Consider the following 15923-nt stretch of genomic DNA (forward strand, 5'->3'; position numbering starts at 1 on the left):
AAACACTCCTGTCGAACAAGAATGGCCCGTGCCGCATCGCGCCGCGGCACACCAAATGCGATATTGCCCGGCCGTGCAACGGACACGGCGAGCCGACGTTTGCTAGCGGTAGTCGATCGCCAATTTCTCCGCCGCGGCAACGGCAGCGGCGCGCGCGTCGCCGGCCGTGCCGCCGGCCACTTTGGCAAGCGCCACGCCCATCCGGCGCCAGGGTCGCGTGACCGGCTTGCCGAAGATGCGGACATCGACCGAGGTTGCAGCATTCGGTGGCGTCAATGCGTCGGCGAGCCCCGTGATCGCGAAATCGGACGCGTCGCGGTCGGCGAGGAGCACGGCGCTGGCGCTCGCGTCGGGAACCGCGATCGCGCGGATCGGCAGGCCGAGAATCGCGCGCGCGTGGAGGTCGAATTCGGAGAGCGATTGCGAGATCAGCGTCACCATGCCCGTGTCGTGCGGGCGCGGGCTGAGCTCGGAGAAGATCACCGCGTCGCCCTTCACGAAAAATTCGACCCCGAAGATGCCGTGGCCGCCGAGCGCATCGACCACCTTGGTCGCCATATCCTGCGCGCTCGCCAGCGCCGCGTCCGACATCGCCGCGGGCTGCCAGCTTTCGCGATAATCGCCGCGTTCCTGCCGGTGGCCGATCGGCGGGCAGAAGGCGACGCCGTCCTTGTGCCGCACGGTGAGCAGCGTGATTTCGTAATCGAAATCGATGAACGCCTCGGCGATCACGCGCAGCCGGTCGCCGCGCATCCCGGCGGCGGCATAGTCCCACGCCGCATCGACCCCGGCGGCATCCTTCACCATGCTCTGCCCCTTGCCCGACGAGGACATTACGGGTTTGACGACGAGCGGGAAGCCGATGCGCTCGGCCGCAGCCTGCAATTCCTCACGCGTTTCGGCATATTCGAAGGTCGAGGTGGTGAGCTTGAGCTCGCTCGCCGCAAGATCGCGGATCGCGTCGCGGTTCATCGTGAGCTGCGCCGCACGCGCCGAGGGAACGACGTGGAAGCCTTCGGCCTCGACTTCGGCGAGAATCTCGGTGCGGATCGCCTCGACCTCGGGGACGATATGATCGGGCTTGTGCTTTTCGATCGCGGCGCGGAGCGCATCGCCGTCGAGCATCGAAAAAACCTCATACTCGTCGGCGACCTGCATCGCGGGAGCTGCGGCGTAGCTGTCGCACGCGACGACATGGCAACCGAGGCGCTTCGCCGAAATCGCGAATTCGCGGCCGAGTTCGCCCGAGCCGAGGAGAAGGATCTTTGCGGTGGGGGTCATGGGGGCAGCTCCGAATCTGAAGCGCCTCCACAGCCGATATTGCGCCGCCGCGCAATGCACGTTTGTTCAACGAGTCGGGCCGGCCCGGGATTAGAATGGATCGCGACGGACATAGGAGAAAGACGATGAACGCGATTGCCGAGCTGGAACGCACGCTGCCGACCGAGGCACTGTTCGACCGATATCATGTCGGCTGGGAAACGAAGGACGCCGACCTGATCGCGTCGCTGCACTCCGCCGACACCATTTTCCGGCTCCACGACGGATCGCCCCCGGTCGAGGGACGCGAGGCGCTGCGCGAACATTGCGGGCATCTGTTCGCGACCTATGATTTCTCGATGCTGATGGGCAAAAGAATCTTCGGCCGCGATTACTGGACCTTCGACTGGACGATGGTCCTGACGCTCGCGATGCCGGGCGGCACCGCCTTTGTCGCCCACGTCGGCATGCTCGACGTGATCATGGTCAACGCCGAGGGCGAGGTCGCGAGCAAGCATGTCTACCCCGATATCGCGCAGATGGAGTCGGCCTTCGAGCGGGCGGGAATCGTGCGCTAGATGGCGTCAGCGCCATGCTTGCGCGCCGACCCCGGCGGGTGAATAATCGCCGCCATGCCTGACCCGGTGGCGCCTTTCCTCACCAGCTGTTTTCCGGTGGGGACGCGCGCGCTCGCGCCGCATGCCAATCTGGTGACGGCGGTGCTCGCCGGCCGGTCGGGGCCGCTCCGGCTCGAACGCGGCGGCCTTTGGGTCGAGGGCGATTTGCTGCTCGTCCGGCCGGGCATCGTCCACGGCGTCGCGCTCGCGGAGCGCGGCGCCGACGTCCTTTACCTCAATGGGCTGGCCTTTCCCTTTGACGCACCGCTCGCTGTACCGCTCGAAGGCGCATTGGCACGCGTCGCGCGTGAGGCGCTGGACGGCGATGCCTCGGCGGTCGCCGAGTTGCGCGACCGCCTCGCACCGCCCCGCGAGCGGGCATTGCCCCCCGACATGGCGGCGGTGGTTCGCGCGATCCACGGCGACCCGATGTGGCGGATGTCGCAGGACGAGTTGGCGCAGCGGCTCGGCATGGAACGGACGCAGGCGCTGCGCACCTTCCGCCGGTCGACAGGACAGGGTTTTCGCGAGTTCAAGCTGTGGTCGGCGCTGCAACATGCGACGCAGCAGATGGCGGGCGGCGCGCTCGTCCGTACCGCCGCGATGGATGCCGGTTTTGCCGACACCGCGCATCTGTCGCGCGTGTTTCGCCATGTCTTCGGCCTCACGCCAAGCGAGGGGATCGCGGGGCTCGCCGTCGCGCCCATCATCGCGCGCGATCAGGCGCTTCGCACCGCGACGCTTATGTGATAGCCTTCGTCCAACGCTGCGTAACAACCATGAGGTTGATTATGACGGACGATTGGCGAGTGGATGACCTGGCGCTGTGCATCAGCCGGCATGAGCGTTACCCGCCCGAGGTTCGCCCGGGCGCCGTCTTTACGGTGCGCACGGTGTGGACCGACATGCCCGACCTTGTCGGCGGGACGTCCGGCACCGCGCTGAAGTTTCGTGACGTGCCCGACCTCGGCCCGCGCGCCGCCTATTGCGCGCGCCGTTTTCGCAAGATCACGCCGGGCGTGCCCGACGATTTCGATGCCGAAGTGATCGATTTACTCGCCGGCGCGAAGGATATCTGCCGCTGATCGCGGTTTTGCGCGAACGATGCGCTTTGATCGATTTCACCGATAAGTGTGCCCGGAAAATTGGGGTTGAGTGCGCGCGCCGGTCCTTATAGCTGGCGCCCTGCAAATCATTTTGCAGTGCAGCAAACAAAGGAAACACTCTCCCATGGGTATCATCGGAAGCTCGATCAAGCCGTTCAACGCCACCTCGTACCATCAGGGCAAGTTCGTCCCCGTGTCGGACGCCGATGTCGCGGGCAAGTGGGCGGTTTTCTTCTTCTATCCGGCCGACTTCACCTTCGTCTGCCCGACCGAGCTCGAAGACCTTGCCGACCAGTATGAAACGCTGAAAGGCCTTGGCGTCGAAGTCTATGCCGTGTCGACCGACACGCATTTCAGCCACAAGGCCTGGCACGACAGCTCGCCGGCGATCGGCAAGATCAACTATCACATGCTGGGCGACCAGAACCACGTCCTCGCCAACAATTTCGGCGTGCTGCGTGAAGATTCGGGCCTCGCCGACCGCGCAACCTTCGTCGTCGACCCCGACGGAGTGATCCAGGTGATGGAAATCACCAGCGAAGGCGTCGGCCGCAACGCCGAGGAACTCGTTCGCAAGATCAAGGCCGCGGTCTATGTCCGCGCCAACCCCGGCCAGGTCTGCCCGGCGAAGTGGGAAGAGGGCGCCGAAACGCTCGCGCCCTCGATCGAACTCGTCGGCAAGATCTAAGCCGATTTGCGAGGACCGGGCGGGCGGCGCTCGCCCGGTCTTTGCTCAAAAAGAACAAGATTTTTGACGCCGTCCCCCGCGGCGAACCCTTGCTCCTGTCCGAAAGGCTCTCCCCATGCCGATGCTCGACGCCAATACGACCGCCCAGCTCAAAACCTATCTCGGCAACCTCCGCCGCCCGATCGAGCTGGTCGCAAGCCTCGACGCCTCGCCCAAGTCGGCCGAGATGCGCGCGCTGGTCGAGGAAGTCGCGGCGCAGTCGGACCTCGTCACGGCGCGTTTCGATGGCGACGATGCGCGGCGCCCGTCCTTCGCGATCCGCGGCGACGAAGGCCGCGCCGAAGCAGTGTTCGCGGGGCTGCCGATGGGGCATGAATTCACCTCGCTGATCCTCGCGCTACTCCACGTCGGCGGGCACCCGCCGAAAGAAGATGCCGAGCTGCTCGACGCGGTGCGCGCACTTGAGGGCGATTTCGTCTTCGAAACCTTCTTCTCGCTTTCGTGCCAGAATTGCCCCGACGTCGTGCAAGCGCTGAACATCATGGCGGCGCTGGGTCCGAATATCCGCCACACCGCGATCGACGGCGCGCTGTTCCAGGACGAGGTCGAGCGGCGTCAGGTGATGGCGGTGCCCGCCGTCTTCTTGAACGGCGAACCCTTCGGGCAGGGCAGAATGGACCTCGCGCAGATCGTCGCGAAGCTCGACACCGGCGCGGTGGCGCGCGCGGCCGAAAAGATCGCCGCGAAGGAGCCGTTCGACGTGCTCGTCGTCGGCGGCGGCCCCGGCGGCGCCGCGGCGGCGATTTATGCGGCGCGCAAGGGCATCCGCACCGGCATCGTCGCCGAACGCTTCGGCGGGCAGGTGCTCGACACGCTGGGGATCGAGAATTTCGTCTCGGTCCAGCACACCGAGGGCCCGAAGCTCGCGGCGCAACTGGAAGCGCATGTGAAAGATTATGAGGTCGATGTCATGAACGTGCAGGAGGCGGCCGAGCTGATCCCTGGCGGCGCGAACGGCCTGCACGAAGTGAAGCTCAAGAGCGGCGCGAGCGTCAAGGGCAAGACGGTAATCCTGTCGACCGGCGCGCGCTGGCGCCAGATGGGCGTCCCCGGCGAGGCCGAATATCGTAACAAAGGCGTCGCCTATTGTCCGCACTGCGACGGGCCGCTGTTCAAGGGCAAGCGCGTCGCGGTGATCGGCGGCGGCAATTCGGGCGTCGAGGCGGCGATCGACCTTGCGGGGCTCGTCGCGCATGTGACGCTGATCGAGTTCGACAGCCAGCTTCGCGCCGATGCGGTGCTGCAGACCAAGCTGCGCAGCCTGCCCAATGTCACGGTCATCACCTCGGCGCTCACCACCGAAGTGCTCGGCAACGGCGAGAAGGTCGTCGGCCTGCGCTATCGCGACCGCAACAGGGACGAGGAGCATCTCGTCGAGCTTGAAGGCATTTTCGTCCAGATCGGCCTGATCCCGAACACCGAATGGCTCGGCGATGCGGTGGCATTGAGCGACCGCGGCGAGATCGAGGTCGACGCGCGCGGCGCGACGAGCCAGCCCGGCATCTTCGCCGCGGGCGATGTGACGACCGTGCCCTACAAGCAGATCGTCATCGCAATGGGCGAAGGCTCGAAGGCATCGCTCTCGGCCTTCGACCACCTGATCCGCGCGGGCGCCTAGCGTCGTAGAGGGCGAAGCACCTACCTCACTATCTCGTCATCCCGGCGAAGGCCGGGATCTCGACCTCGCCATGCCAAGCGACGGTGAGATCCCGGCCTTCGCCGGGATGACGGATCAGTGTTGGAACCGGCTTTACCTGTCCGGCCAGGCCTCGGTGTCATGGTCGGGGTGCTGGTGGTTGCTCGCCTTGATCGCGCCGACGAGGTCGCTCATTGTCTCTTCGGTCGTCCCCTCCCCCTTGATCGGCAGGCTTTCGAACAGCGATAGCTGGCCTTCGAGGCCGAACTGCACGCGCGGCGGGAATTGCGACGGATCATCGAACGATCCGGTCGTCAGGTTGATGTGCTTGCTGTCGAAATAATCATAGGCAAGCGGCGTCCCGCATGTCCGGCAGAATCCGCGCGCGGCCTTGTCGGAGCTTTTGAACCATGTCGGCGCGCCGCGCGTCCATGTGATCGCATCGCGCGGCACACCGATCAGCGCGATGAAGAAATTGCCCGCCGCCTTCTGGCACATGCGGCAATGGCAGATATGCGACGTGTCGAGCACGGCGGTGACATGATAGCGCACCGTGCCGCACTGGCAGCCGCCCGAGGCCTGGGTTTCGATCCTGTCCATGACCGCAGGCTACCAAAGCCGACGCGCGCTCACAATGGCGCGCGCGGGGAAACGGTGCGCGGCGGCGATGCGCCGCACACCCGCCCGATCAGGCACCGTAACGCTCGATGACCTCGGCGAGCGGCACATGGCCGAGACAGACGCCGCTGCCGACCGCGCTTTCGCCGGTTTCGAGCGCGGTCGCATAGAGGACCGCCGGATCGGCCTCCAATCGCGCGCGCAGCGCCGCCAGCTTCGGCCAACGCACGGGCTCTGCCACCTCGTGGAACTCGAGCCAGCGCGCGATCCCGACGAACAGCGCGTCGGCGAGCGTCGGCCGGTCACCGACCAGATAAGGGCCCTCGCCGACCATTGCTTCGAGCTTGTCGTGGCGTTCGATCACGGCCTCCTTGCCAAATTCGCGCAATGATGCCTGCAGCGCCGGGCGCGGGGGGTCCATTTCGAGCGCGACCCACAGCGGGGTGAAGGCGCCGGTGAAGCCGGTGTTGATGAACGCCATGGTCTGCCGCATCCGGTCGCCCTCGGGCGACAGCGGGTCGGGGCTGATCCGCCGTTCGTCGTCGCGCGCGGCGAGCCAATGCGCGATCGCCATCGTTTCGGTCAGCACCCGGCCCTGATCGGTGATCAGCGCGGGCGTTTCGTGCCGCGCGTTGATGCGGGCATAGGCGGGCTCGCGCATTTCGCCGAGCATGTCGACGCGGCACAGGCGATAAGGTTTGCCCAGCCATTCGAGGGCCGCGACAAGCCCCATGGAACTTCCCAGCGGGAAGCCATAGATAAGGATCGGTTCCAATATATTGCTCCATCGTCTTCTTGAAGGGGGAGCTGCGCAGCGGTTCGAGATATAGTGCGCCGGGAGCCCGCGTAAATTACGCACCTTTTTGTAACCATGGGGACGATGATGAAGGATCTGGTTTCGCGTTGTCCGATCGAGGAAGTGATGCAGTTATTGAGCGGCCGCTGGCCGACGCTGCTGATCTACTATCTCAGCGACGGGACGAAACGGTTCAGCGACTTGCGCCGCGACAATCCCACGATTTCGCACAAGATGCTGACCCTCGAGCTTCGCAAGCTCGAGGATGCGGGGATCGTCCGGCGCACCGAATTCGAAGGCTATCCGCGGCGCGTCGAATATGATCTGACGGTGGACGGCGAGCGGCTCGTCCCGCTGATCGACGCGCTCGGCGACTGGTGGGATTCGGTCGCGCCTGCACCGGCCGTCGCGGAGGCCATCGCCCAATGATCGTCCGCCGGCTGGGAGCGGGCGACATCGCCGCGGTGCGCGCGCTCAACACCGTCTATGCCGCCGCCTTCGAGGATCCCGTGACCTACCGCGCCGACCGGCCCGACGACGCCTGGCTCGCACGCCAGCTCGGCCGCGATGGCGTCATCGTGCTGGTGGCCGAGCACGACGGCATCATCGTCGGTGGCCTTACAGCCTATGATCTTCCCAAGCTCGAGGCGGCGCGCAGCGAAATCTATCTTTACGATCTCGCGGTCGACGAAGCGCACCGCCGCCGCGGCATAGCCACCGCGCTGATCGCCGAACTCCAGCATATCGCCGCCGAGACCGGCGCGTGGGCGGTCTTCGTCCAGGCCGATTATGTCGATCCGCCCGCGATCGCGCTCTACACCAAGCTCGGCACCCGCGAAGAGGTCCTGCATTTCGACCTGCCGCCGCGCCCGCGCGATTGAGAAGAAGAAAGCGGGAACATCGCGCTAGGCCGTCCGCGCCGCCGCTGCTACACCCCGCGCCATGTCCGAGAAGAATCATCTCTATCTGGTCGATGGCTCCAGCTACATCTTCCGCGCCTATCACCGCCTGCCGCCGCTTACGAACCCCAAGGGCGTGCCCGTCGGCGCGGTCTATGGCTATACGACGATGCTGTGGAAGCTCGCGAAGGATCTGCACGACGCCGACGGGCCGACGCACCTCGCGGTCATCCTCGACCATAGCAGCCAGTCGTTCCGCAACGAGATTTACGACCAGTATAAGGCGAACCGTCCCGAGCCGCCCGAGGATCTGCGCCCGCAATTCCCGCTGATCCGCGACGCGACGCGCGCCTTTTCGCTGCCGTGCATCGAGATGGAGGGCTTCGAGGCCGACGACCTGATCGCCTCCTATGCCGAGGCGGCGGTGCGCGAAGGGTGGGACGTCACCATCGTCAGCAGCGACAAGGATCTGATGCAGCTGATCCGCGAGCCCGAGGGCGGCCCGCATGTCGACATGCTCGACACGATGAAGAACGTCCGCATGGGCATGGAAGCGGTGAACGAGAAGTTCGGCGTCACTCCCGATCTTGTCGGCGACGTGCTCGCGCTGATGGGCGACAGCGTCGACAATGTCCCCGGCGTGCGCGGCGTCGGCCCGAAGACCGCGACCAAGCTGATTCAGGAATATGGCAATTTGACCGCCGCGCTCGACGGTGCCGTGGGCATGAAGGCGTCGAAGCTGCGCGACAATCTGATCGAGCATCGCGCCATGGCCGAATTGTCGCGCATCCTCGTCGACCTGAAGCGCGATTGCCCGCTGCCCGACCCGCTCGACGCACTGAAGCTCGGCGCGATCCCGCCGCTGCCGCTCAAAAGCTTCCTCGACGAGCATGGCTTCCGCTCGCTTTCGGCCAAGCTCGACCTCGGTGGCACGCCGGGCGGTCCGCCGACCCTGCCGCGCGCGAGCGCCGCGACGGCGGCGCCCGCCGCGGCCCCCTCGACCCCTACCCTTCCCGCCATGCCGCCGATCGACCGCGCGCTGTACGAAACGGTAACGACGATCGAGGCGCTAGACCGCTGGATCGAGGCAGCGCGCGCCGCGCATGTCGTTGCGATCGATACCGAAACCGCGACGCTCGACAGCGTGACGGGCGATCTCGTCGGGGTCAGCCTGTCGACCGGTCCCGGGCGCGCCTGCTACATCCCGCTCGGCCATGGCGGAACCGACATGTTCGCCGAACGCCCCGAGCAGGTACCGCTCGCCGATGCGATCGGCCGGCTGCATGCGCTTTTTTCCGATGAAGCGGTGCTGAAGGTCGGCCATAACCTGAAATATGACATCGGCGTGCTCGCCCAGCACGGCATCACCGTCGCGCCCTATGACGACACGCTGGTGATGAGCTTCGCGCTCGACGCGGGCAAGCATCAGCACGGGCTCGACGAATTGTCGAAGCTGCATCTCGATCACGTCTGCCTGTCGTTCAAGGACGTGTGCGGGACCGGTAAGTCGCAGATCAGCTTCGCCGAAGTGCCGCTCGACCGCGCAACGCAATATGCGGCTGAGGATGCCGAGGTCGCGTGGCGGCTGTGGAAGCTGCTCAAGCTCCGCCTGCCGGTCGAGGGCGGCACGCGCGTCTATGAAATGGTCGATCGGCCATTGGCCGCCGTCGTCGAGGGCATGGAACGCGCCGGCATCATGGTCGACCGCGACTATCTCGCGCGCCTGTCGGGCGAGTTCGCGAACGACATGCTGCGCATGGAGGGCGAGATTCACGGACTCGCCGGACAGCCCTTTGCGATCGGCAGCCCCAAGCAGCTCGGCGAAATATTGTTCGACAAGATGGGCCTGAAAGGCGGACGCAAGGGCAAGTCGGGCGACTGGTCGACCGACCAGAGCGAGCTCGAACGGCTCGAACGCGACGGCGTGCCGATCGCGCGCAAGATATTGGAGTGGCGCCAGCTTGCGAAGCTCAAGTCGACCTACACCGACGCGCTGCAGCAGCAGATCAACGCGACGACCGGCCGCGTCCACACCAGCTACAGCCTCGTCGGCGCGCAGACCGGGCGCCTGTCGTCGACCGACCCCAACCTCCAGAACATCCCGATCCGCACCGAAACCGGCCGCCAGATCCGCGACGCCTTCATCGCGGCGCCGGGTCATGTGCTGATCGCCGCCGACTATAGCCAGATCGAACTGCGTCTCGCCGCGCATATGGCCGACGTGCCCGAGCTCAAGACCGCCTTTGCGCAGGGGCAGGACATCCACGCCGCGACCGCGATCGAATTGTTCGGAGAGGTGAATCGCGACACGCGCGGCAAGGCGAAGACGGTCAATTTCTCGATCCTCTACGGCATTTCGCGCTGGGGCCTTGCGGGCCGGCTCGAAGTGACGCCCGACGAGGCGCAGGCGCTGATCGCGCGCTATTTCGAGCGTTTCCCAGGCATTTCGGACTATATCACCGACACGCTCGAGAATGCGCGCGCCAAGGGCTATACCGAGACTTTATTCGGGCGCAAAACCTGGTTCCCGCGCATCAAGGCGGCGAACCAGAACGAGCGCGCGGGCAGCGAACGCGCCGCGATCAACGCGCCGATCCAGGGCACGAGCGCCGACCTGATCAAGCGCGCGATGGCGCGGATGCCGAAAGCATTGGCGGACGCCGGGCTTTCCGACGTCAAGATGCTCCTCCAGGTTCACGACGAACTCGTGTTCGAAGCGCCCGAAGACAAGGCCGCGGCGGCGAGCGAGGTCATCCGTGCGGTGATGTCGGGCGCCGCCGAACCGGCGATCAAGCTGTCGGTCCCGCTGGAGGTCGAGGTCGGCACGGGCAAGAGCTGGGGCGAAGCGCATTGATCGCCGCGCTGCTGTTCGTCGCGGCGCTCGCTGCCGAGCCCGCGGCCGTGCCGCCGGAGACCGCCGTCTCAGCGCCGTCACCCATCGCCGACACCGACCTGCGCGAATTCGCCGCAATCGCGGGACGCAAGGTCGCCGGGCGGCCGGTCGAGGGGCCCTATGCGAACGCCGACAAGGTGCTGCTGATCCGCCGCGACGACAAGGGCTATCCGGTCGTGGCGGGGAGCATGGGTTTTCCGGTGCGCCAGTCGCTCCCCGCGCCGCCCGCCGGCACGCTTGCCGTCGTCCGCTTGCATCAGCGGTCCGAAACGGTCGTTCCCGGCCCGACCACCGACGACCTCGCCTTCGTGAAGGCAAACCGGCTGCCGCTGTTCGTGATCGGCGAATGGGCGCGACCCGCGCCGATGTGGGAGGTGGCGTGGGTCGATGATGCGGTCCGTTACCGCACGATCGGCGAGGTCGGCGAAATCGGCCCCTGGCGCGACTGACCGGCGCGAAGGCACGTCGCACCGACCGCGCCACCCTTTCGCCCGCACAACTTTGTCTCTATGACGGATCGATGACATACGACCGGCACTTTTGTGACGGCCGGAACAAAGGGTCCCCATGAGCAAGTTCGAACCCGTCGCCAAGGCGCCGGTCCGCATCCAGCAGAATATCCTCGCGCGCAGTGAGCGCCGCCTTCTCAATTGGCTGTGCGCGCGCCTGCCCGCTTGGGTCACGCCCGACCAGCTGACCACGCTTGGGTTCGCCGGCGCGGTGCTCGTCGCGGCGGGCTATCTGCTCAGCTGGTTCGACAGCGAATGGCTCGGCCTGTCGCTCGCCGGCTATATCGTCAACTGGTTCGGCGATTCGCTCGACGGCAGCCTTGCTCGCTGGCGCGGCATCGAACGCCCCAATTACGGCTATTTCGTCGATCACAGCGTCGACGCGATCGCAACGCTGCTGATGATCAGCGCGATCGGCATGAGCCCCTATATGCGGCTCGACGTCGCCTTGATGGGGGTAATCGGCTATTTCCTGCTCTCGATCCACACCTTCATTTCGGCGAAGATCCTCGGGGAATTCCGCCTGTCCTACATGGCGGGCGGGCCGACCGAGCTGCGGCTGATGCTGATGGCGATGACCATTTCGATGCCGATCATCGGCGGGGCCGACATAAAAGGCACCAATTTCTCCGCCTTCGACCTGTTCGCGATCGTCGTCTCGAGCATCCTCGTCACGCTGTTCATCGTCCAGACCTCGGCAACGGCGCGAATGCTCCGCCGCCGGTGCCGCCCACATCATGGACGCGTCCGCGCCTGCGCATAGGTGCCGAGCAGGCGTAGCGACTTGGTCTGGAAATCGAGCTCCTCGAGCGCGCGGTCGATCCGCTCGTCGCCGGGAGCGCCGACGATGTCGGCATAGAATTTGGTCGCCGCGAAACTGTCGCCGGTTTGATAGCTTTCGAGCTTGGTCATGTTGACGCCGTTGGTCGCAAAGCCGCCGAGCGCCTTGTAGAGCGCCGCGGGGATATTCTTCACCTCGAACATGAAGGTCGTCATCAGCGGCCCGGCAATCGCCGCGAAATCGGCGAGCGGTTCGCGCGCGAGCACGACGAAGCGCGTCGTGTTGTGGTCGGCATCCTCCATGCCCGTTCCATGCAGCGTCAGACCATAAAGTTCGGCCGCGTGCGGCGGCGCCAGCGCCGCGAGGCCGACCTCGTCGCTGTCGGCGACCCACGCCGCCGCCCCCGCGGTGTCGCTGTGCGCGACGGGCGCGATATTGTTGGCGCGCAGCCAGTGGCGGCATTGCCCGAGCGCCTGTTCGTGGCTCATCGCGCGCGTCACCGGCCCCAGGTCGCGGCTCATCAGGCCATAACGGATCGGCAGGAAATGCTCGCCGACGATCGACAGGCCCGATTCGGGGAGCAGGAAATGGATGTCGGCGACGCGGCCGTGCAGGCTGTTCTCGATCGGAATGATCGCGCGGTCGACGCGGCCTTCGCGCACGGCGTCGATCGCGTCCTCGAACGCATAGCAGGGCATCGGCAGCGAATTCGGGTCATATTCGCGCGCGGCGAGGTCGCTGTTCGCGCCGGGCGCGCCCTGGAAAGCCAGTCCGCGTCCGGGCTCGGCGAGCGCCACCGCCCGCATTTCGTCGACCAGATGCTGCGCCGAAGCCGAATAGCTGCCCATCGATTGCCTTCCCAGGGTGGAGCCGCGGCGCATAGCCGTCCCGCCCGCCGCGCGCAACCGGACCTTCGGCCTTCGGCTCGTCGGGCGATTTCATCCCCTTGCGCCGCCGTCGCCGCCCCTTTAAGGGAGCCTCAAAATCAAAGATGCGCCCGGCTAGCGGGCGCCAGCTAACGGGGCTGCTAGAGCATGGACGATCGCAACAATACTATTGCCGGCTGGGTGCTGTTCGCCGGCATTTGCGCACTGGGCCTGACGATCGGGTCGCAGATGCTGTTCGCCAACCACGCCCCCGAAAAGCCCGGTTATCCGATCGAAGACGCCGAAGCCGGCGCCGGTGGCGGCGAATCGGCCGTGCCGCTTCCTAACCTGCTCGCCGCTGCCGACCCGGCCAAGGGCGAGGCCGTCTTCGCAAAGTGCGCCGCGTGCCACACGATCAACCAGGGCGGCGCCAATGGCATCGGCCCCAACCTGTGGGGCGCGCTCGGCAAGCCGCACGGCCATGTTCCGGGCTTCGACTATTCGGCGGCGCTGAAGGGCGTGCCGGGTAACTGGGACTTCGCCGGCATGGACGAATGGCTCAAGAGCCCCCGCAAATATGCGCCGGGCACCAAGATGTCGTTCGCGGGGCTCAGCAGCCCCGAAGATCGCGCGAACCTGATCGTCTATTTGAACAGCCAGGGTTCGAACCTGCCGCTGCCCGCCGCCGAAGCCGCACCCGCGGCGGAAGAAGCGGGCGCCGCTCCGGCGGAAGGCGAAGCGACCGCTGCCGCGGCCCCCACGGCCGAGGAAGGCGCCGCTGCTCCGGCTGCGGACGCCGCAGCCCCCGCCCCGTCCGAAGCCAAGAAATAATGCGGCTCGCGCCCGTGCTGCTGGCGGGCGCACTCGCGCTCGCCGGCTGCGGCAAGAGCGAACCCCCTGCCGACGACGCAGCCGCGAGCGGCGAAGCGGCGGTCGAGGTCCCTGCCGTCGCGCCGACCGCAGCGATGGGTGAACAGGTCTTCCGGCGCTGCGTCGCGTGCCACACAGTCGAAAAGGGCGGGGCCAACGGCATCGGCCCCAATCTGCACGGCATCGTCGGCGCCCCCGTCGCGGCGAAGCCCGATTTTTCCTATTCGGGCGCGATGAAGGCGAAGGGCGGCGTCTGGGACGAAGCCGCGCTTGACGCCTATCTGAAGGCGCCGATGAAGGACGTCCCGGGCACGCGCATGGCCTTCGCCGGGGTGATCGACCCCGCAGATCGCAAGGCGCTGATCCTGTTTCTGGAAGAACAGAAATAACCCATCTCCTCCCTGTCGCGCAGCGATGGGGAGGTGGCAGCGCGAAGCGCTGACGGAGGGGTTTTGGCGCGACGTTGCGGCCCCTCCACCATCCGCTTCGCGGGGCGGTCCCCCTCCCCATCGCTTCGCGACAGTGAGGATTTTCCGATCAACGCTCCTCGATGTTCGCGTAGAAATCCGTGATGATCTTCCACGCCTCGTCCGCCGTCTCGACGAACTGGAAGAGGTCGAGGTCGCGCGCGCTGACCACGCCCTCTTCGACCAGCGCGTCGAAATTGACGACGCGCTGCCAGAACTCCTTGCCGAACAGCACGATCGGGATCGGCTTGATCTTGCCCGTCTGGATCAGCGTCAACAATTCGAACATCTCGTCGAACGTGCCAAAGCCGCCGGGAAAGACGCAGACCGCGCGCGCGCGAAGCAGGAAGTGCATCTTCCTGAGCGCGAAATAGTGGAACTGAAAACTGAGCGATGGCGTCACGAAGCGGTTCGGCGCCTGTTCGTGCGGCAGCACGATATTGAGCCCGATCGAATCGCGACCCTCATCGTCGGCGCCGCGGTTCGCGGCTTCCATGATCGACGGCCCGCCGCCCGAGCAGACGACGAAATGGCGGCAGCCCTTGTCGTCGCACGGATATTGGCTGGCCAGCCGCGCGAGCGCGCGCGCCTCGTCATAATATTTGGCTTTCGCCTTCAACCGGCGCGCGATGTTGCGCTGCGCGTCATCGGTCGCCGCAGCTTCGAGCCCGTCGGCCTGCGACGGTTCGGGGATGCGCGCCGAACCATAGACGACGAGCGTCGATTCGATCCCGGCCTCGTCGAGCAGCAATTCGGGCTTGAGCAGTTCGAGTTGAAAGCGGACGGGGCGCAAATCTTCGCGCAGCAGGAAATCCGTGTCCTGAAACGCCAGTTTATAGGCGGGGTGCGCCGTCTGCGGGGTGGTGGTCGCCTGTTCGGCGAACTGCGCGTCGTCCTTGGCTTTGTGAAAACGCGAACGATGGGGTTGTTTATCTTCTGCCATTGGCGGACGGCTAGCCGGTCCGCGTGACTTTGCCAAGACAGACGGGCTTCAGCGGCAGTAGCCGTTGCCGCTCATATCGAAGTGGAAATGATTATAGTGCGCCGCATTGTAATCGGGACCGAGCACGGTGCCGAAACGGCGGCAGCCCGATTTATGGAGCGCGCGGAGGAAGTCTTGCGACGGCTTGTCGCCGTCCCAGCCGCCGTCGAGCATGATGCGGCGTCCGTCGGCGAGGATGAAACCCGACACGTCGATCGCGTTCGAATAGGCGTGCTGCGACAGCCGGCCCGAACGCCCGCCATAGATGTTGCGGCAACTATAGGTGCCAAAGGTCTCGATCTTCACAACCTCGGTGCCGAAAAATTTCCGCGCCGCGGGCTTCACCGCATATTGCGCCCAGGCGGCGAAATTCTTTGCGAGCGGACAGGTCATCGCGCCGAGCCCCGACACCGGTACGCCGACGTCGAGCAGTTTCACCGAATCGATCGAGGTACATCCCCCGCCGTGATCCTGGTTGGGGAGCGGCGTGAAGCGCACGCCGGCCTGCTTGAGGTCGAAGGCGCATTGCTGCGCTTCGGCGCTGGTGAAAGAGGGTGTGCCGACGGGCTGCGGTCGGCTCGGCTTGCTCGCCGACGTCCGTTTCCCGCCGCTGTTCTTCATCGCCTCGGGCGTTCCGAAACAGGCGGAAAGCGCGAGTGCCGCGGTAGCGGCGATCAGGATCCGGGGCTTCAGGAACGTCGGGATCGGCATGGCCGTCAAAATACCGACGAAATGGTTAACAAGCTGTATACCTTTTTCTCCACTCGTCGAAAATTTCGCGCGGTCCGTGCAATTTGTTTGACAGTTGCGTCCCCGACCCTAAACGCGGCGCCGGGCCACGCGGTCCCAACGCCGCGCGAGCTCTCTGCAAGGAG

Annotated in this window: 18 protein-coding genes; 12 read left to right on the forward strand and 6 right to left on the reverse strand. The window is 65.9% G+C overall.

The features are described 5' to 3' along the window. Positions 1 to 102 precede the first annotated feature (102 nt). Complete coding sequence (purT, locus tag OVY29_RS09415) at positions 103 to 1281, reverse strand: formate-dependent phosphoribosylglycinamide formyltransferase (RefSeq protein ID WP_037556426.1); 1179 nt, start codon at positions 1279 to 1281, stop codon at positions 103 to 105. 125 nt (positions 1282 to 1406) lie between these two features. On the opposite strand from purT, the gene OVY29_RS09420 reads away from it, so the two are divergent. From OVY29_RS09420 to ahpF, 5 genes are all read left to right on the forward strand, one after another. Next, a complete protein-coding gene (locus OVY29_RS09420; RefSeq protein ID WP_037556425.1) occupies positions 1407 to 1838 on the forward strand; it encodes a nuclear transport factor 2 family protein in 432 nt (143 codons plus the stop codon). Between the two features lie 54 nt (positions 1839 to 1892). Then, positions 1893 to 2627 carry an AraC family transcriptional regulator gene (locus OVY29_RS09425; protein ID WP_313911196.1) on the forward strand — a complete coding sequence of 245 codons (735 nt, stop codon included), beginning with the start codon at positions 1893 to 1895 and terminating at the stop codon, positions 2625 to 2627. A gap of 41 nt (positions 2628 to 2668) precedes the next feature. Further along, on the forward strand, positions 2669 to 2962 hold the full coding sequence (locus tag OVY29_RS09430) for a hypothetical protein (RefSeq protein WP_313911197.1): 294 nt from the start codon (positions 2669 to 2671) through the stop codon (positions 2960 to 2962). Between the two features lie 145 nt (positions 2963 to 3107). Then, positions 3108 to 3671, forward strand: a complete 564-nt coding sequence (gene ahpC / locus OVY29_RS09435; RefSeq protein ID WP_037556422.1) for an alkyl hydroperoxide reductase subunit C — start codon at positions 3108 to 3110, stop codon at positions 3669 to 3671. Between the two features lie 121 nt (positions 3672 to 3792). Continuing rightward, positions 3793 to 5349: an alkyl hydroperoxide reductase subunit F gene (gene ahpF, locus OVY29_RS09440; RefSeq protein WP_037556605.1), complete on the forward strand. Its 1557-nt coding sequence runs from the start codon at positions 3793 to 3795 to the stop codon at positions 5347 to 5349. Between the two features lie 132 nt (positions 5350 to 5481). Here ahpF and OVY29_RS09445 read toward each other — a convergent pair whose 3' ends face one another. After that, the gene (locus OVY29_RS09445) at positions 5482 to 5967 is read right to left on the reverse strand and encodes a GFA family protein (RefSeq protein WP_037556421.1); all 486 of its coding nucleotides are present in this window, start codon (positions 5965 to 5967) and stop codon (positions 5482 to 5484) included. Between the two features lie 88 nt (positions 5968 to 6055). After that, positions 6056 to 6760, reverse strand: a complete 705-nt coding sequence (locus OVY29_RS09450) for a glutathione S-transferase family protein (RefSeq protein WP_037556420.1) — start codon at positions 6758 to 6760, stop codon at positions 6056 to 6058. 105 nt (positions 6761 to 6865) lie between these two features. On the opposite strand from OVY29_RS09450, the gene OVY29_RS09455 reads away from it, so the two are divergent. The 5 genes from OVY29_RS09455 (at position 6866) to OVY29_RS09475 (ending at position 11845) form a co-directional block, all read left to right on the forward strand. Next, positions 6866 to 7210, forward strand: coding sequence for a helix-turn-helix domain-containing protein (locus OVY29_RS09455; RefSeq protein ID WP_235211555.1), 345 nt, complete (start codon positions 6866 to 6868; stop codon positions 7208 to 7210). Beyond that, positions 7207 to 7662, forward strand: coding sequence for an AAC(3)-I family aminoglycoside N-acetyltransferase (locus tag OVY29_RS09460; protein ID WP_037556419.1), 456 nt, complete (start codon positions 7207 to 7209; stop codon positions 7660 to 7662). The genes OVY29_RS09455 and OVY29_RS09460 overlap by 4 nt, the downstream gene beginning before the upstream one ends. A gap of 61 nt (positions 7663 to 7723) precedes the next feature. Further along, complete coding sequence (gene polA / locus OVY29_RS09465) at positions 7724 to 10534, forward strand: DNA polymerase I (RefSeq protein WP_037556418.1); 2811 nt, start codon at positions 7724 to 7726, stop codon at positions 10532 to 10534. Next, positions 10531 to 11022 carry a hypothetical protein gene (locus OVY29_RS09470; RefSeq protein WP_313911198.1) on the forward strand — a complete coding sequence of 164 codons (492 nt, stop codon included), beginning with the start codon at positions 10531 to 10533 and terminating at the stop codon, positions 11020 to 11022. Before polA ends, OVY29_RS09470 begins: the two co-directional genes overlap by 4 nt. 118 nt (positions 11023 to 11140) lie before the next feature. Then, on the forward strand, positions 11141 to 11845 hold the full coding sequence (locus OVY29_RS09475) for a CDP-alcohol phosphatidyltransferase family protein (RefSeq protein WP_313911199.1): 705 nt from the start codon (positions 11141 to 11143) through the stop codon (positions 11843 to 11845). On the opposite strand, the gene OVY29_RS09480 is transcribed toward OVY29_RS09475, so the two are convergent. Beyond that, positions 11818 to 12711 (reverse strand): prephenate dehydratase, encoded by an 894-nt coding sequence (locus OVY29_RS09480; RefSeq protein WP_037556415.1) that lies wholly within the window; start codon positions 12709 to 12711, stop codon positions 11818 to 11820. The genes OVY29_RS09475 and OVY29_RS09480 overlap by 28 nt on opposite strands. 186 nt (positions 12712 to 12897) lie before the next feature. Here OVY29_RS09480 and OVY29_RS09485 point away from each other — a divergent pair, with 186 nt between their 5' ends. Next, positions 12898 to 13560, forward strand: a complete 663-nt coding sequence (locus OVY29_RS09485; RefSeq protein WP_037556413.1) for a c-type cytochrome — start codon at positions 12898 to 12900, stop codon at positions 13558 to 13560. Continuing rightward, positions 13560 to 13988, forward strand: coding sequence for a c-type cytochrome (locus OVY29_RS09490; RefSeq protein WP_037556411.1), 429 nt, complete (start codon positions 13560 to 13562; stop codon positions 13986 to 13988). Before OVY29_RS09485 ends, OVY29_RS09490 begins: the two co-directional genes overlap by 1 nt. A gap of 148 nt (positions 13989 to 14136) precedes the next feature. Here the strand turns inward: OVY29_RS09490 and OVY29_RS09495 are convergent, their stop codons facing one another. Together OVY29_RS09495 and OVY29_RS09500 are read right to left on the reverse strand one after the other, a co-directional pair. Beyond that, entirely contained in the window at positions 14137 to 15009 is an 873-nt protein-coding gene (locus OVY29_RS09495) for an LOG family protein (RefSeq protein WP_037556410.1), read from the reverse strand. A 48-nt stretch (positions 15010 to 15057) separates the two neighbouring features. Then, positions 15058 to 15759: an extensin family protein gene (locus tag OVY29_RS09500; protein WP_052182349.1), complete on the reverse strand. Its 702-nt coding sequence runs from the start codon at positions 15757 to 15759 to the stop codon at positions 15058 to 15060. Positions 15760 to 15923: the final 164 nt, after the last annotated feature.

This window comes from Sphingopyxis sp. SE2, assembly GCF_032227185.1.
GTDB lineage: Bacteria > Pseudomonadota > Alphaproteobacteria > Sphingomonadales > Sphingomonadaceae > Sphingopyxis.